Source organism: Streptomyces sp. NPDC029292 (assembly GCF_055569295.1).
On sequence record NZ_JBVHXR010000003.1, the window covers coordinates 329,987 to 352,183 of the forward strand.

Genomic DNA, 22,197 nt, shown 5'->3' on the forward strand with positions numbered 1-22,197 from the left:
TCGTTCAGGATTTCGGCATCGTAGTGGAGTAGGTCCGCCTGAGGTCCGCATGCTGCTGGCACCATGGATCGGGCTGTGAACGCGGCTTGATGACCCGAATCAAGCCGCGTTCACAGACCTTTGCCGGATGGAGCGGCGGCGCTTTGATCTCGCTGCGGACTCCCGAGTGGTTGTCCTCGCTGGCAGGGTGGTCAACATGGAGATCATCCCAGGACAAGGCGTGGCCCTCGTCAGGATCGGCGATCCGCGCTCACAGGTCGAGGAGCGCGTCGGGTCGCCGTATCACGGCCCGGGCGGACAGCGGGCCGTCTACACCACCTCACCCACGCTGGTGATCACCTACGCGGCTGACGAGACGGTCGAACTCGTGGAGATCGGCTACAGCGGCGAAGGCGGCGATGCCGAAGCGCACTACGACGGGGTTCAGCTGACCCATCGCTTTCTGGATGACGTCGTCGCGGACCTACACGCCCTGGGGCACTCGAGTACACCCTCAGACATCGGCCACGACTTCCACGCCGGCTTCTCCGTGTGGTCCATGCATTCGTTGTGGGCGCGCGACCTCGACCCGGAAGCCGGCGAGGACGACGAACGCGCGGTCTCCGAAGGAGTCTCGGTGGCGCCGTATACCTACTTCACTGAAGGGTAGGGAGAGGCCGGGAAGTAGCGGGCCTGCCCGGAGAGCGAACGCACTCCGGTGCCACCCCTCCGCAGCTCAGCCGGTGTGCCGGTCCGTGGAGAGCAGCCACTGCCAGCGCTGACGTTCCGTGACGAGGGTGGCGGCCACGAGGAGAGACACGAGGACTGCCGCATAGAGGGGCCATGCCAACCATGCGGCGACCGCGGCAGCAGCGAGCTGGAGCAGCACGAGCAGGATCGTGACCGTACCCGAGACAGGGATGATCACCTGCGCCTTGTCTCCCGGAGTGGAGAAGACGGTCGGGAGGCCGATCAGTACCACCACCGCCAAGACGGCAAGCAGCCATGAGTACTTGGACAAGACCCAGGGAGCGGCCACCCAGGCGACGAGTTCCGCAGCGAAGCGCAGGACGGATGCGATGCGGTCGTCCGGTCTCTCCATGTTTCGCCCCCCACAAGCTGTGTCGACCACCAGCGGGAGATCTTACGACCACGGATGGGGCTGTGAACGCGCCTTGGTGATCCACGTCATGCGGTCCCGCTTTCAGGGAACGGGGATACGGATGAGGAACAAACCGTGGCCGATCCAATGAGGACGGTGAAGGCTGGGGGCGCGACGCAAGAGGTTACTTTCATCGAGGCGCTGCGAGCAGCTCGCCGCTGACCAGGCCGCGGGCCGTGCGGACGGCGGCCACCGACCACGCGGCCACGAGCAGCACGTACAGGGCGACCGCGAGCCCGTCGAAGGCGACAAGACCGGTGTGCCGGGCCAGCCCCTCGGCGCCGGTCACGCAGGTCCCCACCGGGAAGGTGAACGCCCACCAGGTCATCGTGAAGCCCATACCCCGGCGGCGGGCCCGCACCACCATCGCGGTGGCGAGGCCGAGCCAGAGCAGCGCGAAGCCCATCACGGGGACGCCGTAGAGGACGGCGAGGATGCCGAAACCCTGGTCGTACGGGGCGGCCACCACGCCGGGCGCGAAGTCGGCGAACTTGCCCACGGCGGTCGTCGACTGGCCCAGCGGACCGAGCACGAGGAACAGGGTCGGGGTGAGGGCGAGCGGCAGCGGACCCGCGGTGACGAGCCGGGCGAAGATCACCGGCAGCATCACGAAGGTGGCCAGCAGACTCAGCCCGAACATCGCGAAGCAGGTGAGGAGCAGGGTCTCCCGGGGCTGGCCGGGCGGGAGATACGGGACCAGGAGGGGGCCGAGGGCCGCGGAGACCATCGGGGCGACGACGGGGAGCAGCCAGACGGGGGTGGCCTCGCCGGGTTCGATGCGATGGCGGGCGACCATGAGGTACGGGACGGCCACGGCGGCCGTCAGACCGATGGCCGTACCCGCCGTGAACAGGACGGCGTCCAGGGCGACCGCGGCCTGCGTCCCGGTCCAGTCCCGGCCCACGACCAGGGCGCCGCCACCGACCGCCAGCAGGGCCATCGAGAGACAGCCGTAGAACGGGGCCATGGCCGGGTCGAGGAGGTGGGCGCGGGCCTGGTCCCGGTGGTGCGTCCAGTGCAGGGCCCGGGCGGCGAGCAGGACCACGAGCAGGGCGAGCGAGAGAGCCCACACCGCGGCGCAGGCGGTTCGCAGGCCCGGAACGTCCCCGGGGAGCCCCGCGCCCGCTGTGGAAACGATCGCCGTGCCCATCACCGAGGCGTACCAGTTCGGACCGAGGTGTCGGACGGCGGCGGCGCGTGGAGTCGTCCTCCGGAGGACGGTGAGGGGCTGGGCTGCGGTGACCATGTCGCCACGGTCCCGCCGCTTCGGGCTCCCCACCAGGGAGGATGGCTCTATGAGGACATAAGCTGGATTTATGAGCACGGCTGAAGGATCGACGGGACGGACGGGACCGACGGGATCGGCGGGGAGCAGCGGCGAGGAGTCGGTCGGGATCGCGCACCGAGTGCCGGATCTGGGGGCGCTGGAGCTGCTGCTGGCCGTGGCCCGGCTGGGCAGTCTGGGACGTGCCGCGCGGGAACTGGGGATCACCCAGCCCGCGGCCAGCAGTCGCATCCGCTCCATGGAACGCCAGCTGGGCGTGGCGCTCGTCGACCGCTCGCCGCGCGGGTCCCGCCTCACGGACGCGGGGGCGCTCGTCACGGACTGGGCGCGGCGTGTGGTGGAGGCGGCCGAGGCGTTCGACGCGGGGGCGCAGGCCTTGCGTGACCGCCGTGACTCCCGGCTTCGTGTCGCCGCGAGCATGACGATCGCCGAGTATCTGCTCCCGGGCTGGCTGATCGCGCTGCGCGCGCAGCGCCCGGACACGGCGGTGTCGCTCCTCGCCGGGAACTCCGCCGCCGTCGCCGAACGACTCCTCGCGGGCGAGGCGGACCTGGGCTTCGTCGAGGGCCTGTCCGTGCCCGCGGGACTGGACTCCGCCGTCATCGCCCACGACCGCCTGATCGTGGTGACCGCGCCCGGACATCCGTGGGCGCGGCGTCGGGCGCCGCTCGCCGCCGCCGAGCTGGCGGCCACGCCGCTCATCCTCCGGGAGGAGGGGTCGGGTACGCGGCAGGTCCTCGACGCGGCGCTGGGCGGGCTCGCCCGGCCGCTCTTCGAGCTCTCCTCGACCACGGCGGTCAAGGCCTCCGCGGTCAGCGGTGCGGGCCCCGCCGTCCTCAGCGAACTCGCCCTCGGAGAGGAGCTTTCCGCCCACCGTCTGGTGAGCATCCCCCTCGCCGACGTCCGACTCGGCCGGGCCCTGCGGGCGGTATGGCCGACGGGCCATCGCCCCACGGGGCCGGCGAGGGACCTGCTGTCGCTGACGCGGGGGTCGTAACGTTCTTTCGCCCCTCCGCCCCTGCCCGTCCCGACCTGGGGCTCCGCCCCAGACCCCGCTCCTCGAACGCCGGAGGGGCTGATTCTTGGCCCGTCCGGCGTTTGAGGAGCGGGGCCGTTCAGGCCGAAGCGGGGGTCTGGGGGCGGCAGCCCCCAGGTACGGGACGGGCAGGGGCGGAGGGGGCGACAAACCGCTCAGACCTCAACCCCGACGCCGGGTGCCAGGAAATGCGGTGGTGGGGACAGACACCCACCCCGCAGGATGCGGTACATGAACGTCACCGCCCCGCCCGCCGCAGGCGTACGTACCCCTTGGGAAGCCCTCCCCAAGGCGGTCCGCGACGCCGTCGCGGGCGTGCTCGGGGCGCCGGTGACGGCGGCGGTCACTCAGCCGGGCGGATTCTCGCCCGGCGTCGCGGCCCGCGTCACCACAGCGGAGCGCGGACGCGCGTTCGTGAAGGCGGTGAGCGCCGACACCAACCCCCACAGCCCCGCACTGCACCGCACGGAGGCGAAACACACCGCGGCACTGCCGCCCGGCACCCCCGCACCCCGCCTCCTGGGCACGTACGACGACGGCACATGGGTGGCCCTCGTCTTCGAGGACATCGACGGACGCCAGCCCCATGTCCCCTGGCGGGAGGGTGAGTTGAGGCGCGTCCTGGACGCCATGGGAGAGCTGAGCCGGAGGCTCACCCCGGCCCCCGTGGACGCCCGCCCCGCAGCGGATGCCCTGGCGCGCTCGTTCCACGGCTGGCAGCAGTTGATCGACGCGGGGGACACCGGCGAGGGCCTCGACCCGTGGGCCGCCGGTCATCTGCGCGCGCTGGCCGAACTCTCCGCCCCCTGGGCCGAGTTCGCCACCGGTGACACCCTCGCGCACGGTGACGTGCGCGCGGACAACGTCCTGCTCACGGAAGACGGGGGCGTCGTCTTCGTGGACTGGCCCCACGCCCTGCGCGCAGCGCCGTGGTTCGACCTGCTGGTGATGCTGCCGTGCGTCCGCGCCCAGGGCGGCCCCGACCCCGAAGAGGTGTTCACCGCGCACCCACTGGGCCGGGACGCCGACCCGGACGGGGTCACCGTCACCCTGGCGGCCCTGGCCGGCTTTTTCGTCCGGCACTCCCGGCAGCCGCCGCCACCGGGACTGCCGACCCTGCGCCCCTTCCAGCGCGCCCAGGGCGACGCCGCCCTGGACTGGCTCAGGAAGCGGCTCGGACCAGGGCCCGCATGACCCGCAGGTCCTCGCCCATTTCCGGGTGCCACTGGACCCCCAACACCCACGCCGGGCCGGGGAGTTCGATCGCCTCCACCATCCCGTCGTCGAGTGCGTGCGCCGAGGCGACAAGACCCTCGCCGAGGCGGTCCACCGCCTGATGGTGGTACGTCGGCACGGCGCACGACTCCGGCACGGCATCGGCGTACCGACTCCCCGGCACGGGGGTCACATCGTGCCGCCCGAAGACTCCGACGTCCTTCACGTGCCCGTCGATGTGCTGGACGAGCGTGCCGCCCAGGGCGACGTTCAGGAGCTGCATGCCCCGGCAGATGCCGAGAAGTGGAGTGCCCGAGGCCAACGCCGCCTGGATCAGGGCGAGTTCCCAGGCGTCGCGCTCGGGCGCGGGCGGTCCGGTGCGCGGGGAGCGCTCGGCGTCGTAGCGGGCGGGGTCGACGTCCGGGCCGCCCGCGACGACCACCCCGTCGAGGCGGGCGACGGTCGCGGCCGCATGGGACGGATCGTCCGGCGGCAGCATCGCGGAGAGCCCGCCCGCCCGCTGCACGAGCCGCGGATAGCCGACCGGCAGCAACGCCGCCTCCAGCTCCCAGACCCCCCAGCGCGCCCCGGCCTCCAGATACGTACTCACACCGATCAGCGGCCTGCCCACGCTGCCTCCTCCTGGTCAATGGACTCTTCAGCGGAGTCCTCAATGGAATAGACGCGTACCTTTGCGGACGTAGTCCGGTGGAGACAAGGTTCCGTCACGTCAAGAATCCCCGCAGCAGTGCCGCCGTCCCCCCGCAGTGCTCCCGCATCATCTCCCGCGCCCCGTCCGCGTCCCCGTCGAGCACCGCCTCGACCAGCGCGGTGTGCTGGCGCTGGGAGTGCTCCAGGTTGCGTACCAGGAGGGGGATGCAGTCCAGGAGGTCGTTCACGGAGGCGCGGACGGCCGCGTACTGGGCCGTGAGGGACGGGGAGCCGCACAGTTCCGCGAGGGTGAGGTGGAGCATCGTGTCCAGGCGGCGGTAGTCGGCCAGCGGCGCGTCGTGCGTGCGGGCGAGCGCCTCGCGCAGGCGGTCGGCCTGGTCGTCGTCGAGCCCGTGCGCGGCGCACAGTCCCGCCGCGCCCACCTCCAGTACCTCCCGGAAGCGCAGGACGTCCTCGATGTCGACCTCGGCGACCCGGCGCCGCAGCTCCTGCTCGCCGGGCGCGTCGGTCCTCGGCAGCACGAACGTTCCGCCGTACCGGCCGCGCCGCGACTCGACCAGGCCCTGGTCCTGAAGCACCTTCAGCACCTCCCGCAGCGTCACCCGGCTGATCCCCAGCCGTTCCGCCAACTCCCGCTCCGCGGGCAGCCGTTCGCCGCCCGGCACCAGGCCGAGCCGGACGACCTGGAGGATCTGCTCCAGCGCCTCCTCGAAACCGTTGCCCGCCCGCACCGGCCGCAGCACCGGCGTCAGTCCGTCCCCCAAGCTGCTTCCCGGACCACTGTCAGGACCCGCCTGTGTCATCTGGTCGTGCCCCCTTCCCAAGCAATGGTTCTCGGCAATACCTTATGGCTCTCGGCTGACCCAAGGAGGCTTTTCCGGTGGCAGACCGCACACCCCCGCTCGCCGTCGAGGAGCTGCACACCCTCGTCGCGGGCGGCGAGATCGACACGGTCGTCCTGGCCTTCCCCGACATGCAGGGGCGACTCCAGGGCAAGCGGTTCGCCGCGCGCTTCTTCCTCGACGAGGTCCTGGAGCACGGCACGGAGGGCTGCAACTACCTCCTCGCCGTCGACACCGAGATGAACACCGTCGACGGGTATGAGATGTCCTCCTGGGAGCGGGGTTACGGCGACTTTGCCATGCACCCCGATCTCAGCACCCTACGGCGCGTCCCCTGGAACGAGGGCACCGCCCTGCTCATCGCCGACCTCGCCTGGAACGACGGCTCCCCGGTCGTGGCCGCGCCCCGCCAGATCCTGCGCCGCCAGCTCGACCGCCTCGCCGAACTCGGCTACACCGCCCAGGTCGGCACCGAGCTCGAATTCATCGTCTTCAAGGACACCTACGAGCAGGCCTGGGACTCCCATTACCGGGGGCTGACTCCCGCCAATCAGTACAACATCGACTACTCGGTACTGGGGACCGGGCGCATTGAGCCGCTGCTGCGCCGCATCCGCAATGAAATGCAGGCCGCGGGCCTCGTCGTGGAGTCCGCCAAGGGCGAGTGCAACCCCGGCCAGCACGAGATCGCCTTCAAGTACGACGAGGCGCTCGTCACCTGCGACCAGCACGCCATCTACAAGACGGGTGCCAAGGAGATCGCCTCCCAGGAGGGCGTCTCGCTCACCTTCATGGCGAAGTACAACGAGCGCGAGGGCAACTCCTGTCACATCCACCTCTCGCTCGCGGACACGGACGGCACCAACGTCATGGCCGGGGACGGCCCGGGTGGGATGTCGGAGGTCATGCGGCACTTCCTCGCCGGTCAGCTCGCCGCCCTCCGCGACTTCTCGCTCCTCTACGCGCCCAACATCAACTCGTACAAACGCTTCCAGCCGGGCTCCTTCGCCCCGACCGCCGTCGCCTGGGGGTACGACAACCGCACCTGCTCCCTCCGCGTCGTCGGCCACGGCCGCTCGATGCGCTTCGAGAACCGGCTCCCCGGCGGTGACGTCAACCCGCACCTGGCCGTCGCCGGACTCGTCGCGGCCGGTCTGTACGGCATCGAGCAGAAGCTGGAGCTTCCGGAGGTGTGCGCGGGGAACGCGTACACCGCCGAGTACGCGCACGTGCCCACGACCCTGCGCGAGGCCGCCGAGCTCTGGGAGAACAGCCCCATCGCCAAGGCCGCCTTCGGCGACGAGGTGGTCGCGCACTACCGCAACATGGCACGCGTCGAGCTGGACGCGTTCGACGCCGCGGTGACCGACTGGGAGCTGCGCCGCTCCTTCGAACGCATGTGAGGCCGATCTTGTCCGACCAGTCCGACCAGTCAGGCCAGTCAGGCCAGTCCGAGCAGTCCGACCAGTACGAGCTCCAGGTTCTCGATCCGGCGACCGAGGAGGTCATCGCCACCGTCCCGGCCGCTACCCCGCAGGACGTCGACGCCGCCGTCGTACGGGCGGCCAGGGCGCAGGCCGGGTGGGCCGCCCTGGCCCCGGGCGAGCGTGCCCGGCTGCTGCGCCGCTTCGCCGTCGTCGTCGACGAACACCTGGAAGAACTCGCCCAGTTGGAGGTCCGCGAGGCCGGTCACGTCATCGGCAACGCCCGCTGGGAGGCGGGCAACGTCCGCGATCTGCTCGACTACGCGGCCGGGGGAGTGGAGCGGCTGACCGGCCGCCAGATCCCGGTCCCGGGCGGCCTCGACGTCACCTTCCTCGAACCCCTCGGTGTGGTGGGCGTCATCGCGCCCTGGAACTTCCCCATGCCGATCGCCGCCTGGGGCACCGCCCCCGCGCTCGCGGCCGGGAACGCGGTCATCCTCAAGCCCGCCGAGACGACCCCCCTGACCGCCCTGCGGCTGGCCGGACTCGCCCTGGAGGCGGGCCTTCCCGAGCACCTCTTCCAGGTGCTGCCGGGCGCGGGCCCCGTCGCGGGCAACGCCCTCGTGGAGCACCCCGGCGTCGCGAAGATCGTCTTCACGGGGTCAACAACCGTGGGCAAACAGGTGTTGACAAAGGGCTCGGCCCTCCTCAAGCGCGTCACCCTCGAACTCGGCGGCAAGAGCCCCAACATCGTCTTCGCCGACGCCGACATCGAAGCCGCCGCTGCCGACGCCCCCATGTCCTTCCTCGACAACTCCGGCCAGGACTGCTGCGCCCGCACCCGCATCCTCGTCCAGCGCTCCGTGTACGACCGCTTCCTCGAACTCCTCGCCCCGGCGATCGAGTCCGTCGTCGTCGGCGACCCGTCCGACGAGCAGACCCAGATGGGCCCGCTGATCTCCCGGGCCCAGCTGGAACGCGTACGGTCCTACGTCCCCGCCGACACCCCCGGTATCCGCGGCAAGGCCCCCGAAGGCCCCGGCTTCTGGTTCCCGGCCACCGTCCTCACCGATGTCGAGCCCGACGCGCGGGTGGCCGTGGAGGAGGTCTTCGGCCCCGTCGCCGTGGTCCTCCCCTTCGAGGACGAGGCCGACGCGATCCGGCTCGCCAACGCCACCGAGTACGGGCTGTCCGGCTCCATCTGGACCCGCGACGTCGGCCGGGCACTGCGCGTCTCCCAGGCGGTCCGGGCGGGCAACCTGTCCGTCAACTCCCACTCCAGCGTCCGCTACTGGACCCCCTTCGGCGGCTTCAAGCAGTCGGGGATCGGCCGCGAGCTCGGCCCGGACGCCCTCACCGCCTTCACCGAAACCAAGAACGTCTTCATCAGCACGGAGGGCCCCGCACAGTGACCGAAGCCACCGCAGGCACCGAAGGAAACATCTGCCGCCGCCTGGTCGGCCGCACCGCCGTCATCACCGGCGCCGGCAGCGGCATCGGCCTCGCCACCACGCACCGGCTCGCCTCCGAGGGCGCCCATGTCGTCTGCGGCGACATCGACGAGCAGCGCGGCAAGGCGGCCGCCGAAGAGGTCGGCGGGACCTTCGTGAAGGTCGACGTCACCGACCCCGAGCAGGTCGAGGCGCTCTTCAAGACGGCGTTCGACACCTACGGCTCGGTCGACATCGCCTTCAACAACGCGGGTATCTCGCCGCCCGACGACGACTCCATCCTGGAGACGGGCCTGGAGGCCTGGAAGCGCGTCCAGGAGGTCAACCTCACCTCCGTCTACCTGTGCTGCAAGGCCGCGATCCCCTACATGCGGCGCCAGGGCAAGGGCTCCATCATCAACACGGCGTCGTTCGTCGCCCGGATGGGCGCGGCGACCTCGCAGATCTCGTACACGGCCTCCAAGGGCGGTGTGCTGGCCATGTCCCGTGAGCTGGGCGTGCAGTTCGCCAGGGAGGGCATCCGGGTCAACGCGCTGTGCCCCGGGCCGGTCAACACCCCCCTCCTCCGGGAGCTGTTCGCCAAGGACCCGGAGCGGGCCGCGCGGCGGCTCGTGCACATCCCGGTCGGACGGTTCGCGGAGGCCGACGAGATCGCCGCGGCGGTCGCGTTCCTCGCCAGCGACGACTCCTCCTTCGTGAACGCCACCGACTTCCTGGTGGACGGCGGCATCTCGGGCGCGTACGTCACGCCCCTGTAGACCGCCCCGGTGTACGGTCCACATTTCATGCGATACCGACACGTTTTCGCGTGGACCCTGGTCGCGGCCGCCGCCCTGTCGGCGGCCGCGCCACCCGCCTCGGCCGGAGCGCGCCCGAACTGCCCTCAGCTGTCCGGGAGTTGGTACGGCGACAACCGCGCCCACCTCCAGCAGGTCATCGACCAGCGGGGCAGCTGCGCCGGACCCGTCGGCGCGGGCCGACCGGTCGCCGCCTTCGACTGGGACAACACGGTCACCAAGAACGACGTCACCGACGCCACCCTCGCCTGGGCCCTCAAGCACGACAAGATCCTGCGCCCGGCGAGCTGGAAGGCCACCAGCACCTGGCTCACGGAGGCGGCGGACACCGCGCTCACCGCCGCCTGCGGCACCGCCGTGCCGGTGGGCGCGCCCCTGCCGACCGCCACGAACACCCGCTGCACGGACGAGATCTTCGAGATCCGCGCGGAGGGCAGGACCATGAGCGGCGCCGCAGCCTTCGCCGGTGACTGGAACCACCGGCGCACCGTCCCGCAGTACGCCTGGGTGCCCCAGCTGTTCGCCGGACACACCGTCGCCGAGCTGACCTCGTACGCCCGACAGGCGCGCGGGCAGGCCCTCGCCGCACCCATCGGCTCGACGCAGACCCTCGGCACCCACACGATCCCGGCGTACGTCCGCTACTACGACCAGCAGCGCGATCTGATCCGTACGCTCCAACGGGCCGGTTTCGACGTCTACATCGTCTCGGCGGGCTCCGAACCCGTCACCGAGGTCTGGTCGCGCGGCGTCGGCATCGATGCCCGGCACACCCTCGCGATCCGGTCCGTCCTCGACCGGTACGGCCGGATCACCCCGTGGAACCAGGGCTGCGGCGACGTGCCGGTGAGCCGGGGCGAGACCATTCCGTACATCGACGGGAAGCGCTGCTGGATCAACCAGGAGATCTACGGCGTGCGCGGCGCCGCGGCCTGGCGGCAGCAGGACCGCCGCCATCGCCCCGTGATCGCGGGTGGCGACGCCGACACCGACGTCACCTTCGTCGGCGACGCCACCGGCGCGCACCTCGTCCTCAACCGCAACAAGAGCGAGCTCATGTGCCGGGCGTACGACGACGCCGACGGGCGCTGGGTGATCAACCCGATGTTCCTCGAGCCGCTGCCCCGCAAGCCGGACCCGTACCCGTGCTCGACGAGCGCGTACAGCGCGCCGGACGGGAGCAAGGGCCCCGTGCGGCGGGAAGACGGCTCGGTGGTGCCCGACCAGCAGGACACGGCGTACGGCGTCTCGTAAGGGAACGCGCCCCGTAAGGGGTCCGGGGCTGTGACACGGCGCCGCTCCGCCGCGTGGGCGCGAACAGCTACAGATCACCCGCAGTTTTACAACGGCCCCCGCGGAGCGAATATCGTGCCGGGATGAGCATGACGCCTCCGCCCGGCTGGTACCGCGACCCGTCGTACCCGCTCGTCGAGCGCTGGTGGGACGGGACCGAGTGGACCGACCACCGGCGCCAGCCCGAGGTGCCCCAACAGCCCCTCGCGCAGCCGGAGTCCCCCGGTGGCGGCTCCGGCCGTGCCAAGGCCGTCGCGCTCACCGTCGCCGGAGCCGTCCTCGTCGCCGCGATCGTCACGGGCGCCTTCGTCCTCGGCCGGGACGACGGCAGCGGCGCCGCGGCGGCCAAGACCACGCCGACCCCGGCGTCCCCCACGCCCTCGAAGACCGGCACCCCGTCGCCCTCGGCGTCCGCCTCCGGGCCCTCCGCCGACGACCCGGCCGTCGTCGTGGACCAGCTCAACGGCATCACCCTGCCGCTGCTCGACGGCTGGGTCAGGCCCCAGTACGTCGCCGAGGACGACGTGGTGATGACGACTCCGGGCACCTACGACTGTCCGGGCGACCCCGGCCTCTGCCGCCACGGCCGGGTCATCTCGCGCACGGTCACGGGCACCGACGAGAAGTCCCCCCAAGCCCTCGCCGAGCAGGACATCGAGGACGCCGCCAACAGCGCGTACGACCGCGACCTCCTCAACAGCCGCCCCTACAAGGGCATCGAGTCCCACCAGCAGGTGAAGGCGGGCTCGGTCGCCGTCGCCGGGCGCGCCGGGTATTTCGTGCGCTGGCGGGTCAAGACCGCGGTGGGGCCCGGGGGTTACGTCGAGTCCCTGGCCTTTCCGTCCAGCGTGGGCTCGGAGTCGCTCGTCATCGTCCGCTTCGCGTTCGACGCGGGCGACGACGGACCGCCGCTGTCCGACATGGACAAGATCACCGAGGGGATACGGCCGGTCGGCGACGCGGACACCGGCGGGGGCGTGGGCAGCAGCATCGGCCCGTCGACGTGAGATCGGTCAGAGGAAGGTGTGCCCTTCCCCGCGATACGTCGGGACGGCCGCCGTCACCGTGTCGCCCTCCACGAGCTGGAGCGTGTCGAACCGCTCGCACAGCTCACCGGCCTTCGCGTGCCGGAACCACACCTTGTCGCCGATGAGCAGGTCGTCCGCGGGGGAGCCGAGCAGCGGCGTCTGCACCTCGCCGGGACCCTCCTGGGGGTCGTACCTCAGCCCCTCCGGGAGGTAGGGGACGGGCAGCCGGTCGGCACCCGGGGCCCCCGACGCCGGATATCCGCCACCCAGCACCGTGACGACCCCGACCCCCGGCCTGCGGACCACCGGCTGGGCGAACAGTGCGGCCGGACGCCCGCTGAACGAGGTGTAGTTGTCGAAGAGCCTCGGCACGTACAGCCCCGAGCCCGCCGCGATCTCCGTGACCGCGTCCTCGGCCGCCGTGTGCTGCACGCTGCCGGTGCCGCCGCCGTTGACGAACTCCAGGTCCGGCTCCACGGCCCGTACGGCCCGGACGACCTCGGCGCGCCGCTGGGCGAGCTCCTTGCGGGCGGTGGCCTGCATCAGCCGGACGGCACGCGACCGCAGGGGCCGCCCCTCGACCGCGTCACCGACGCCCGCGATGTGACCCTCGTACGCCATGATCCCCACCAGTTTGAACCCGGGCCGCCCGGTCACGGCACGGGCCATCTCGGCGACCTGGGCGGGGGAGTACAGCGGCGAACGCAAGGCCCCGACCCGGACCCGCCCGCCGAACAGCTTGAGGGAGGTGTCCAACTCCAGGCAGACGCGCACGACTTCGGTGCCGCCCTGCCGCGCCTCGTCGATGAGGCGGAGCTGGGCCGGGTCGTCGACCATGACGGTCACGGCGGCGGCGAGCTTGGGGTCAGCGGTCAGCTCGGCGTAGCCCTTGCGGTCCGCCGACGGGTAGGCGAGGAGTATGTCGTCGAACCCGGACCGCGCGAGCCACAGGGATTCGGCGAGGGTGAACGACATGATCCCCGCGAAGCCGTCCCGGTCCAGGACCCGCTCGAGCAGGGTGCGGCAGCGTACGGACTTGCTGGCGACGCGGATCGGCTTGCCGCCGGCCCGTCGGACGAGATCGTCCGCGTTCGCGTCGAAGGCCTCCAGGTCCACGATCGCGACGGGGGCGTCGAGGTGAGCGGTGGCCCGGTCGTAGCGGGCCCGGTCTGCGGCGCGGGCAGTCATGGCCGAAGCCTGCCAGACAGGATTACCGCAGGGTAGGGGGACGTTCCGGGCAGATGCCCCGGGGCCCCGGACTGGTTCCCTCCGGGCCGGAGTCAACCCGTAGAGTGACGCGCACGCAGGGAGGAACGGCCTTGCCCCGGCGGGCTGCGCCCGGGGTGACGGACCACCGGCGCGGGTATGCGTGCCCGTGGCGGGTTCCCTTCCGCGCATGTGAAACGACCCGGCCAGGCTCACAGGCGGGCCGGTTGCCCGGGTACGAGGAAACGGGGGGTGCATGAGCACGGAAGCGCGTCGCGCCTCCATCCCCTCACGCCCGGCGACCCCACCGCGTCCCGCGACGCCGCCGCACCCTGCGACACCTCCGCGCCTGGAGGAGCCCCCGCGCCCGGAGGAGCCCCCGACGCGGGGCGAGATCCTGTCGCCAGGACAGGACCCGTCACCGCAAGAGCTCACGTCACTGGGCCGGTCTCCGTCCCCGGGTGATTTCCCGGCTCAGGGCCCGACTCCTTCGAGCCCGGCTCCGGGCTCGACTCGTTCGACGGGTCCGGCTCCTTCGCCGGACTTCCATCTGTCGTCGGGTCACGCTCAGGCTCTTTCGCCGGACCTGCCTCTCTCCTCGGGCCAGGCTCAGACTCTCTCGCCCGGCCAGGCTCTGTCGTCGGGCCCGGCTGCGACGCCGCGCGACTTCCAGCCCTCGGGCCCGGCTCCGTTGCCGCGCGACTTCCAGCCCGCGGGTCAGGCGCCGCCCCGGCCCGCGCAGCCGCCTTCGGTGGGAGACCGGGCCGTCTCGGCACCTCCGGCCCCGCGGGGGGAGCAGCCCGCGGAGGGCGACGGCCTCCGGCCGTCGGACTCCGCCGAGGGCGCGGTGCCGAGTGTGCGGCGAGTGCCTCGGGTGCCGTTGCCGCCCGAGTCCTTCGATTTCTTCGACTTCTCCAACGACGGGGCGTCGTCGGCATCGGCTGACACGGACGCCCCGTGGTCCCCGCGCGCCGACGCGCAGTCGCGCCGTGAGCAGGAGGCCCGGCGATTCCCCGAGCTGCGACCGGAGCGGCGGTCCACCCCGGTGATCCCGCCGCCCCCCGCGGCCTCCGCGCGGTTCCCGGACGTGCCCCCGGTGCCTGCCGAGTCCGGGCGGCCCGCCCCGGCGCGGCGTACCGCCGTGCCCGAGGAGCGGGCCACGGAGACGACGACGCGGCTGCGGCCCATCCCGGCCGAGGAGCGGGCCACGGAGACGACGACGCGGCTGCGGCCCATCCCGGCCGAGGAGCGCCCTTTCGTGTCGTTCGCGCAGCCGGAGACGTACGACGAGACGGTGCGCCCGCGACCGGTCGGCGGGCGCTCCCGGTCCCGTACCGCGGCCGCCGCGGCCTGTGTCGTGCTCGGGCTCGGGCTCATCGGCGGGGCGGTGACGGGGAGTTGGCTGACCGGGGACGGCGCGGACGGCGCCGGTTCGCGGAATGCGTACGCGGCGGCCGGAGAGCTCTGGCACAGCGTGCCCGTGGACCAGCTCTTCCCGCCCACCCTGCAGGGCGAGGGCGCGGGCCCCGGCGGCGCCGACCGCACGTGGACCCGGGTGGCCGTCGCCCCGGACAGTGGCTGCAAGGACGCCTTCGACCCGCTCCTGCGCAAGGCACTCGCCCCGGTCGGCTGCCTGCGGCTGCTGCGCGCCACGTACACGGACGCGACCCGCAGCCATGTCACCACCGTCGGCCTGCTGTTCACCAAGGCGGACGCGGCGGCCATGACCTCCCTGAAGAACCGCTTCCAGAGCGAGGGCCTGAACCGGCGCACCGACCTGATGCCCCGCCCGTACGCCGCGAAGGGCACCGTCGCCGAGGGCTTCGGCGACGCTCAGCGCGCCTCCTGGACGGTATCGGTCCTCACCGACGCCCCCGTCGTCGTCTACGCGGTCTCCGGCTTCGCCGACGGCCGTACCGTCGCGGCCCCGCAGTCCGCCGCCGACGCCATGAAGGCCGGCGCGACCACCGCCCCGGCCCAGGCGGGCCTCGGCCACGAGGCACAGGGCCTCGCCGACCGCGTCGAGCGAGGCCTCCGCAAGACCGTCACCTCGGCCACGGAGAAGCCGTCATGACCCGCAAGGCCGGACCGACCCGCAGGGCCGGACTCCTGAGCGTCCTGCTGGCCGCCTCCCTCACCCTGGTCCCGTCCACCGCCGCCCACGCCGACGGCATACGCGCCCAGCAGTGGGCCCTCGACGCGATGCACACCCAGGAGGCCTGGCAGACGACGAAGGGCAAGGGCATCACGGTCGCCGTCCTCGACACCGGCGTCGACGACCAGCACCCGGACCTGGCGGGCAACGTCCTCACCGGCAAGGACATGGTCGGTTTCGGCGCCGGCCGGGGCGACCGGGCGTGGGCCCGGCACGGCACCGCCATGGCGGGCATCATCGCGGGTCACGGACACGGAGCGGGCAACGGCGACGGCGTCATGGGCATCGCCCCCGAGGCGAAGATCCTCCCCGTCCGCGTCATCCTCGAAGACGGCGACTCCGCCCGTACGAAGGCTCGCAACACCCGCGGCAACGCCCTCGCCGAAGGCATCCGCTGGGCCACCGACCACGGCGCCGACGTCATCAACCTCTCCCTCGGCGACGACTCCAAGTCCGCCCACCCCGAACCCGCCGAGGACGAGGCGGTCCAGTACGCCCTGAAGAAGGGCGCCGTCGTCGTGGCCTCGGCCGGCAACGGCGGTGAGAAGGGCGACCACATCTCGTACCCGGCGGCCTACCCGGGCGTGATCGCGGCGACGGCCGTCGACCGGGTCGGCACCCGTGCCTCGTTCTCCACCCGCCGCTGGTACGCCACCGTCAGCGCCCCCGGTGTCAACGTCGTCATCGCCGACCCCGACGACAAGTACTACGAAGGCTGGGGCACCAGCGCCGCGTCCGCCTTCGTGTCCGGCGCGGTCGCGCTGATCAAGGCGGCCCACCCGGGCCTGACGCCCGCGCAGATCAAGCAGCTCCTCGAGGACACCGCCCGCAACGCCCCCGCCGGCGGCCGCGACGACTCACGCGGCTTCGGCTTCGTCGACCCCGCCGCCGCCATCAAGGCGGGCGGCCGCCTCAAGCCGGAAGGGCTCCACTCGGCGGCCTACGGCGAGAAGTACTTCGGATCGGGCCCGGACGCGGCCAGGGACGACAACGATCCGTCCGGCTGGGCGGGCCCGCTGGCGGGCGGCCTCGGCGCGGCTCTGCTGGTGGCGGCGGTCGTCCTGTGGCGGGGGCGCAGGGGATCACGCCGCTACGGCTTCTAGCGGCCCCTTCGTAAGCGGCGTACGAGCAAGAGGCGTACGAGCTACCCGTCGGCCGAGTCCTGGAAGGCGGAGACCGCAGCTTGCGCCGCCGCCTCGACCAGCGAAATCCCCTTCGCCTTCGTCGTGTTGCCGTTCGACAGCGTCGCCACCAGGTAGTCGTGCCCGTCGACGGAGACCCGCCCGATGCTGTTGATGTCCCACAGCCCGGTCGCGCTGCGCGCCAACCACCCGTTCTTCAAAGCCCATTCGGAGCCGTCGGCCGCGGCCGACACCCCCCAGTGCTGGTCGGCGGCTATCTCCCCCATGAGCCCCTGGAGGTAGGTCTGCGAGGTCTCGCTGAGTTTCGAGTCGTCCCCGAACACCTGCTGGAGCAGCGTCAGTTGATCGGCCGCCGTGGTCTGTGTCAGCCCCCACAGCATGCCGTCGCCGCCCTCCGTGCCGGTCAGCCCGAAGCGCTTGTTCGCGGCGGCGAGGCCGTCCGCCTGCCCGATGTCCTTCCACAGGGCCGACGCGGACGTGTTGTCGCTGTTCTCGATCATCGCGGTGGCGTACGTCTTCTCCTGCGCCGTGAGATGCCGGTCCGCGTCCTGCGCCTGGAGCAGCAGCGTGGCCAGGATGTCGACCTTGACGATGCTCGCCGTGTCGAAGGTCCCGTCGCCGTACGCGGCGCTCTCGCCGGAGTCGACGTCGAGGACCGCGACGGACATCTCCGCACCGTCCTCCACGGTCACGGACTTCAGCGCCTTGGCGAGCAGCGCGTCCCGGTCCACCGAGGGCTCCGCCACAGGTTCCACCGATGCCTCCTCGCTGACGGACGGCGATGCCGAGGACGGCCCCGGGGACGCGGACGACGATACGAGCGCCGGGCCGTCGTGCGCCTGTGCCTTCACATAGACGGTCCCGGCCGCCGTGGCGCCGACGAGGACGGCTGAGGCCACCACGGCGTAGACGAGTGGCCGGCGCCGGGAGGGGTGGGCGCGACGCCCGTTGGCTCTGTGACGGTCCATCCCGCGATGCTGGGGGCCAGGCCTGTGTCCGTGGTTAGACGGAAGTTAGAGGTGTGTCAGGGATAGCTGAGAAACCCATGAGATCCGTCAACGCGAGGTTTCAGGGGCCGCACAAGCGCAGCAGCATCCCCCCGATAGGGTCGGGGACCGTGGCGAACAAGAACATTCCCGACTCCGGCTTCCCCGACGACGACGGCTCCGCCGATCCCCGGCTGAGCGCGGCGCTCGCGGCCTGGGCCGAGGACCGCACCGCCGTCCGGCCGGTCCTGGAGGCGCTCAAGGGCGCCCGGCTCCTCGTGCCCGTCGTGGCCGTCCTCGGTGAGGTGGAGGAGGACAGTAAGGAGGGGCGCGAAGCTCCTTGGAGGGGTGGTGGCGGGAGACGGGAGGGCGGGCTGCGCCACGAGAAGACCAGTGACATGGCGGTGCCGACCCTGAAGGCCGGGAACCGCACGGCCCTGCCCGCCTTCACGTCCACCGAGTCCCTGGCCCGCTGGGATCCGGCGGCCCGGCCCGTAGCCGTACCCCTGCACCAGGCCCTGCAGGCCGCCGCGCACGAGAAGGCCGACACGGTCGTGCTCGACCTGGCGGGGCCGGTGCCGTACGAGCTGACCGGGCCCGCGCTGCTCGCGCTCGCCGAGGGCCGCACCAGCACGGATCCGCTGGCCGACCCGGCCGTCGCCGAAGCCGTACGCGCCGCCGTCGCCGCCGAGCCCGCGGTGCTCCGCGCCCATCTCGGCCCCGGTCAGGCCGACGGCACCCTCGCCCTCGTACTGGACCCGTCCGCGGTCCCGGCCGAAGCCGCCCGCGCGGTCGCCGGGCGGCTCGCCGCCGACGAAACACTGAGGGCCCGCCTGGTGCGCGGCCTCGACCTGGCACTGCTGCCGGCCGGGGCGACGCCGCCGGGCGAGCCCTTGTACGTACGCTCCTGAGGACTGAAGACCTAGCCGTAGATCGGGCCCGTGTACTTCTCACCCGGGCCCTGGCCCGGCTCGTCCGGGACGATCGACGCCTCGCGGAACGCCAGCTGCAGCGACTTCAGACCGTCGCGCAGCGGCGCCGCGTGGAAGGAGCTGATCTCGGTCGCGCTCGCGTCGAGCAGACCGGCCAGCGCGGTCACCAGCTTGCGCGCCTCGTCCAGGTCCTTGTGCTCGTCGCCCTCCTCGGTCAGACCGAGCTTCACTGCGGCGGCGCTCATCAGGTTGACGGCGACCGTCACGATCACCTCGACCGCAGGGACCTCGGCGATGTCGCGGGTCATGGTGTCGAAGTCGGGCGTCTGGGGAGGGGTGTCACTCATGGCCCCTACGATAGGTCCCGGATCGGGCCCGGCCCCAGCTGGCCTCGGTTAGCCGTTCCCGGCCCGAGCTGCTAACCTTGTGTAACGACCGGCTGGACGCGCCAAGAGGTATGTCAGCGTGCCCGGCCCACAAGTGGAGGCTCCGATCTCCCACCTGACTGTCCTCCGGGACGGCGGGTCACCCCGGTCAGGCGGCCACCATCGTTCCGTACGGACGATGGAGTCGCCCGAAAGTGCGCCCCGCGGTTCACCGCGGCGGTGCTCCGGTATTCCTTGGAGCCCCGCCTGTGTCCCGTCCGGGGCATTTTTCATGTCCCGCGGTGGTTGGTCCAACTGTCATCAGAGACATACGCGGCTGTCCGCCAGACCGCCGTGTGGTGCTACCGAGGAGGATCCATCAGCACCGAGCCCCGCATCAACGACCGGATTCGCGTTCCCGAAGTGCGACTTGTCGGTCCCAGCGGCGAGCAGGTCGGGATTGTTCCGCTTGCCAAGGCCCTGGAGCTTGCGCAGGAGTACGACCTCGACCTGGTCGAGGTGGCGGCGAACGCACGTCCGCCGGTCTGCAAGCTCATGGACTACGGGAAGTTCAAGTACGAGTCGGCCATGAAGGCCCGTGAGGCGCGCAAGAACCAGGCGCACACGGTCATCAAGGAAATGAAGCTCCGGCCGAAGATCGACCCGCACGACTATGACACCAAAAAGGGTCACGTCGTCCGGTTCCTCAAGCAGGGCGACAAGGTCAAGATCACGATCATGTTCCGTGGTCGCGAGCAGTCCCGGCCGGAGCTCGGCTACCGACTGCTGCAGCGTCTCGCGTCGGACGTCGAGGACCTCGGGTTCATCGAGTCGAACCCGAAGCAGGACGGCCGGAACATGATCATGGTTCTCGGTCCGCACAAGAAGAAGACCGAGGCGATGGCCGAGGCCCGTGAGGCCCAGGCGGCCCGCAAGGCAGAAGCGAAGGCCAACCCCGGTCGCTCGCAGAACGCCGCGGACGGCGAGATCGCCGACGCCGAGGTCACCGAGGCCGAGGTCACCGACGCCGAGGTCACCGAGGCCGAGGCAGAGACCGCCGAGGCCCCGGCCGAGGCTTCCGCCGAGGCCTGATCCCAGGGCGAACGCCCCGGGGAGTCCAGGACGAGAGTCCACGGAGTCCCGGGACAGGAGTCCAGGGATGTCAACCGATACATAAATGACGTTCCACCGTGCCCGGTTTCACGACCGGGCACCGGAACGCCACTGACGAGGAGAGAACGGCGCTATGCCGAAGAACAAGTCGCACAGCGGTGCCAGCAAGCGCTTCAAGATCACCGGCTCCGGCAAGGTGCTCCGTGAGCGTGCCGGCAAGCGCCACCTGCTCGAGCACAAGTCGTCCCGCGTGACGCGTCGTCTCACCGGCAACGCCGAGATGGCCCCGGGCGACGCCGCGAAGATCAAGAAGCTTCTCGGCAAGTGATGTACCGGCGCCTCGGCGCCGCGCGTCTGATCCGGGACCCAATCGATTTCGGGCCGTGTGAGTCCAACCACGGCCCCGCTACAAGGAGTTAACAAGTGGCACGCGTCAAGCGGGCAGTCAACGCCCACAAGAAGCGCCGGGCGATCCTCGAAGCCGCCAGTGGCTACCGCGGTCAGCGTTCGCGCCTGTACCGCAAGGCCAAGGAGCAGGTCACCCACTCCCTGGTCTACAACTACAACGACCGCAAGAAGCGCAAGGGCGACTTCCGTCAGCTGTGGATCCAGCGCATCAACGCCGCTGCCCGCCAGAACGGCATGACGTACAACCGCCTCATCCAGGGTCTGAAGGCCGCCAACATCGAGGTGGACCGCAAGATCCTCGCGGAGCTGGCCGTCAACGACGCCAACGCGTTCGCCGCGCTCGTCGAGGTCGCGCAGAAGGCGCTGCCGTCGGACGTCAACGCGCCGAAGGCCGCGTGACGCTGGCGCTGGCCTTGAGCCGGACCTAGCCGTGGACCCGCTTGCCTTGCGGCTTGCGGGTCCATGTGCGTTTTCGCCGCGCTGTGCCGTGGCCGACCTGCCCTGCGGGCGGTTGTCTGTGGGTGGCTCTCTGCGGGCCGCCCAGCCGCGGGTGGCTTCCTGCCGGGTGCCGCCCCGGTCGTCCGGCCCCAGCGGGCCGTGCGAGGCCGGGGTGTCGACCGTACGCCGCGCGTCGTTCCGGTCGGTTCAGCACCACCGGGATCCGTCGTGGCTGAACGCCGTCGTGGCGGAGAGAAACTCTCCCGCCGCTCGTGAGTCCCGCCCGCTGCCGGCGGCGGGGAAGTCTGGAACTCTGCCCGTTGCCGGAGCTCGAGCGAGCGCGTGGCGGACACGAAACAACCCTCCGCAACCCCCGAAGGTGACCCATGCCCGCCGCCCCCGAGCTGATCTCCCCACGCTCGCCCCGCGTCTCCGCCGCGCGGCGGCTCGCCAGGCGGAACTTCCGGGGCAAGGAGCGGCTGTTCCTGGCCGAGGGGCCGCAGGCCGTGCGGGAGGCGGCCGCACACCGGGCCGGTGACAGCGACACCGCCACGCTCGTGGAACTCTTCGCGACCGTCGAGGCCGCGGAGCGGTACGCGGACATCGTGGGGGACGCCCGGGACGCCGGGGCGCGCGTGCACCTCGCCGAGGAGGACGTGATCGCCGACATCTCGACGACCGTCACCCCGCAGGGGCTGGTCGGGGTCTGCCGCTTTTTGGACACCCCGTTCGAGGAGATCCTCAAGGCGCGGCCCAAGCTCGTCGCCGTACTCGCGCATGTGCGGGACCCCGGGAACGCCGGCACCGTGCTGCGGTGCGCGGACGCCGCCGGTGCCGAGGCCGTCGTACTGACCGACGCCTCCGTCGACCTGTACAACCCGAAGGCCGTACGGGCCTCGGTGGGGTCCCTGTTCCATCTGCCCGTCGCCGTCGGTGTGCCCGTCGAGCAGGCCGTCGAGGGACTCAAGGACGCGGGCGTACGGATTCTCGCGGCCGACGGGGCGGGCGAGGACGACCTCGACGACGAGCTCGACAAGGGGACCATGGGCGGGCCCACCGCCTGGGTGTTCGGGAACGAGGCGTGGGGGCTCCCGGAGGAGACCCGGGCGCTGGCGGATGCCGTCGTGCGCGTTCCCATCCACGGAAAAGCCGAGAGTTTGAACCTCGCCACCGCCGCCGCCGTATGTCTCTACGCATCCGCCCGTGCACAGCGCGCCTCCGGAGGGTGCCGTTCCGTCACCGACAGCTAGTAGGGTGACGGGCTCGGG

Annotated in this window: 22 protein-coding genes; 15 read left to right on the plus strand and 7 right to left on the minus strand. The window is 71.7% G+C overall.

The genetic code is table 11. The features are described 5' to 3' along the window. Positions 1–127: 127 nt before the first annotated feature. Positions 128–649 (plus strand): hypothetical protein, encoded by a 522-nt coding sequence (locus tag ACZ4WS_RS09700; protein ID WP_467978814.1) that lies wholly within the window; start codon positions 128–130, stop codon positions 647–649. 66 nt (positions 650–715) lie between these two features. Here ACZ4WS_RS09700 and ACZ4WS_RS09705 read toward each other — a convergent pair whose 3' ends face one another. Both ACZ4WS_RS09705 and ACZ4WS_RS09710 read right to left on the minus strand, forming a co-directional pair. Further along, positions 716–1,081 (minus strand): hypothetical protein, encoded by a 366-nt coding sequence (locus ACZ4WS_RS09705; protein WP_467978816.1) that lies wholly within the window; start codon positions 1,079–1,081, stop codon positions 716–718. Positions 1,082–1,271: 190 nt separating this feature from the next. Then, positions 1,272–2,387: a TDT family transporter gene (locus ACZ4WS_RS09710; RefSeq protein ID WP_467978817.1), complete on the minus strand. Its 1,116-nt coding sequence runs from the start codon at positions 2,385–2,387 to the stop codon at positions 1,272–1,274. A gap of 70 nt (positions 2,388–2,457) precedes the next feature. Between ACZ4WS_RS09710 and ACZ4WS_RS09715 the strand changes: the two genes are divergently transcribed. Together ACZ4WS_RS09715 and ACZ4WS_RS09720 are read left to right on the plus strand one after the other, a co-directional pair. Next, positions 2,458–3,423, plus strand: coding sequence for a LysR family transcriptional regulator (locus tag ACZ4WS_RS09715; protein ID WP_467978819.1), 966 nt, complete (start codon positions 2,458–2,460; stop codon positions 3,421–3,423). A 270-nt stretch (positions 3,424–3,693) separates the two neighbouring features. Then, entirely contained in the window at positions 3,694–4,656 is a 963-nt protein-coding gene (locus tag ACZ4WS_RS09720) for an aminoglycoside phosphotransferase family protein (RefSeq protein ID WP_467978822.1), read from the plus strand. Here the strand turns inward: ACZ4WS_RS09720 and ACZ4WS_RS09725 are convergent. Both ACZ4WS_RS09725 and ACZ4WS_RS09730 read right to left on the minus strand, forming a co-directional pair. Next, positions 4,625–5,308: a gamma-glutamyl-gamma-aminobutyrate hydrolase family protein gene (locus ACZ4WS_RS09725; RefSeq protein WP_467978824.1), complete on the minus strand. Its 684-nt coding sequence runs from the start codon at positions 5,306–5,308 to the stop codon at positions 4,625–4,627. The genes ACZ4WS_RS09720 and ACZ4WS_RS09725 overlap by 32 nt on opposite strands. A 94-nt stretch (positions 5,309–5,402) precedes the next feature. Next, positions 5,403–6,152 (minus strand): FadR/GntR family transcriptional regulator, encoded by a 750-nt coding sequence (locus ACZ4WS_RS09730; protein ID WP_467978827.1) that lies wholly within the window; start codon positions 6,150–6,152, stop codon positions 5,403–5,405. Positions 6,153–6,229: 77 nt separating this feature from the next. On the opposite strand from ACZ4WS_RS09730, the gene ACZ4WS_RS09735 reads away from it, so the two are divergent. From ACZ4WS_RS09735 to ACZ4WS_RS09755, 5 genes are all read left to right on the plus strand, one after another. Then, positions 6,230–7,594: a glutamine synthetase family protein gene (locus ACZ4WS_RS09735; protein WP_467978829.1), complete on the plus strand. Its 1,365-nt coding sequence runs from the start codon at positions 6,230–6,232 to the stop codon at positions 7,592–7,594. A gap of 8 nt (positions 7,595–7,602) precedes the next feature. After that, positions 7,603–9,027, plus strand: a complete 1,425-nt coding sequence (locus ACZ4WS_RS09740) for an aldehyde dehydrogenase family protein (RefSeq protein WP_467978830.1) — start codon at positions 7,603–7,605, stop codon at positions 9,025–9,027. After that, positions 9,024–9,824, plus strand: coding sequence for a 3-oxoacyl-ACP reductase (locus ACZ4WS_RS09745; protein ID WP_467978832.1), 801 nt, complete (start codon positions 9,024–9,026; stop codon positions 9,822–9,824). The genes ACZ4WS_RS09740 and ACZ4WS_RS09745 overlap by 4 nt, the downstream gene beginning before the upstream one ends. Before the next feature lie 27 nt (positions 9,825–9,851). After that, positions 9,852–11,117: an HAD family hydrolase gene (locus ACZ4WS_RS09750; RefSeq protein WP_467978834.1), complete on the plus strand. Its 1,266-nt coding sequence runs from the start codon at positions 9,852–9,854 to the stop codon at positions 11,115–11,117. A gap of 128 nt (positions 11,118–11,245) precedes the next feature. Further along, positions 11,246–12,163: a DUF2510 domain-containing protein gene (locus tag ACZ4WS_RS09755; RefSeq protein WP_467979261.1), complete on the plus strand. Its 918-nt coding sequence runs from the start codon at positions 11,246–11,248 to the stop codon at positions 12,161–12,163. A gap of 6 nt (positions 12,164–12,169) precedes the next feature. On the opposite strand, the gene ACZ4WS_RS09760 is transcribed toward ACZ4WS_RS09755, so the two are convergent. Further along, entirely contained in the window at positions 12,170–13,372 is a 1,203-nt protein-coding gene (locus ACZ4WS_RS09760; RefSeq protein ID WP_467978835.1) for an amino acid deaminase/aldolase, read from the minus strand. Positions 13,373–14,264: 892 nt separating this feature from the next. On the opposite strand from ACZ4WS_RS09760, the gene ACZ4WS_RS09765 reads away from it, so the two are divergent. Then, positions 14,265–15,464 carry a hypothetical protein gene (locus ACZ4WS_RS09765; RefSeq protein WP_467978838.1) on the plus strand — a complete coding sequence of 400 codons (1,200 nt, stop codon included), beginning with the start codon at positions 14,265–14,267 and terminating at the stop codon, positions 15,462–15,464. Then, a complete protein-coding gene (gene mycP / locus ACZ4WS_RS09770; RefSeq protein WP_467978840.1) occupies positions 15,461–16,648 on the plus strand; it encodes a type VII secretion-associated serine protease mycosin in 1,188 nt (395 codons plus the stop codon). The genes ACZ4WS_RS09765 and mycP overlap by 4 nt, the downstream gene beginning before the upstream one ends. Positions 16,649–16,689: 41 nt before the next feature. On the opposite strand, the gene ACZ4WS_RS09775 is transcribed toward mycP, so the two are convergent. Beyond that, a complete protein-coding gene (locus ACZ4WS_RS09775; RefSeq protein ID WP_467978843.1) occupies positions 16,690–17,655 on the minus strand; it encodes a serine hydrolase in 966 nt (321 codons plus the stop codon). 149 nt (positions 17,656–17,804) lie between these two features. On the opposite strand from ACZ4WS_RS09775, the gene ACZ4WS_RS09780 reads away from it, so the two are divergent. Then, complete coding sequence (locus ACZ4WS_RS09780; protein WP_467978846.1) at positions 17,805–18,584, plus strand: SseB family protein; 780 nt, start codon at positions 17,805–17,807, stop codon at positions 18,582–18,584. A gap of 11 nt (positions 18,585–18,595) precedes the next feature. On the opposite strand, the gene ACZ4WS_RS09785 is transcribed toward ACZ4WS_RS09780, so the two are convergent. Continuing rightward, on the minus strand, positions 18,596–18,952 hold the full coding sequence (locus ACZ4WS_RS09785) for a DUF1844 domain-containing protein (protein ID WP_467978848.1): 357 nt from the start codon (positions 18,950–18,952) through the stop codon (positions 18,596–18,598). 372 nt (positions 18,953–19,324) lie between these two features. On the opposite strand from ACZ4WS_RS09785, the gene infC reads away from it, so the two are divergent. The 4 genes from infC to ACZ4WS_RS09805 all read left to right on the plus strand — a co-directional run bounded on the left by infC (position 19,325) and on the right by ACZ4WS_RS09805 (position 22,179). Then, positions 19,325–20,062 (plus strand): translation initiation factor IF-3, encoded by a 738-nt coding sequence (gene infC / locus ACZ4WS_RS09790; RefSeq protein ID WP_467978850.1) that lies wholly within the window; start codon positions 19,325–19,327, stop codon positions 20,060–20,062. Positions 20,063–20,216: 154 nt separating this feature from the next. Continuing rightward, complete coding sequence (rpmI, locus tag ACZ4WS_RS09795) at positions 20,217–20,411, plus strand: 50S ribosomal protein L35 (RefSeq protein WP_003977225.1); 195 nt, start codon at positions 20,217–20,219, stop codon at positions 20,409–20,411. Positions 20,412–20,506: 95 nt separating this feature from the next. After that, on the plus strand, positions 20,507–20,890 hold the full coding sequence (gene rplT / locus ACZ4WS_RS09800; protein ID WP_003970214.1) for a 50S ribosomal protein L20: 384 nt from the start codon (positions 20,507–20,509) through the stop codon (positions 20,888–20,890). A 425-nt stretch (positions 20,891–21,315) separates the two neighbouring features. Beyond that, complete coding sequence (locus tag ACZ4WS_RS09805) at positions 21,316–22,179, plus strand: TrmH family RNA methyltransferase (protein ID WP_467978852.1); 864 nt, start codon at positions 21,316–21,318, stop codon at positions 22,177–22,179. Positions 22,180–22,197 lie beyond the last annotated feature (18 nt).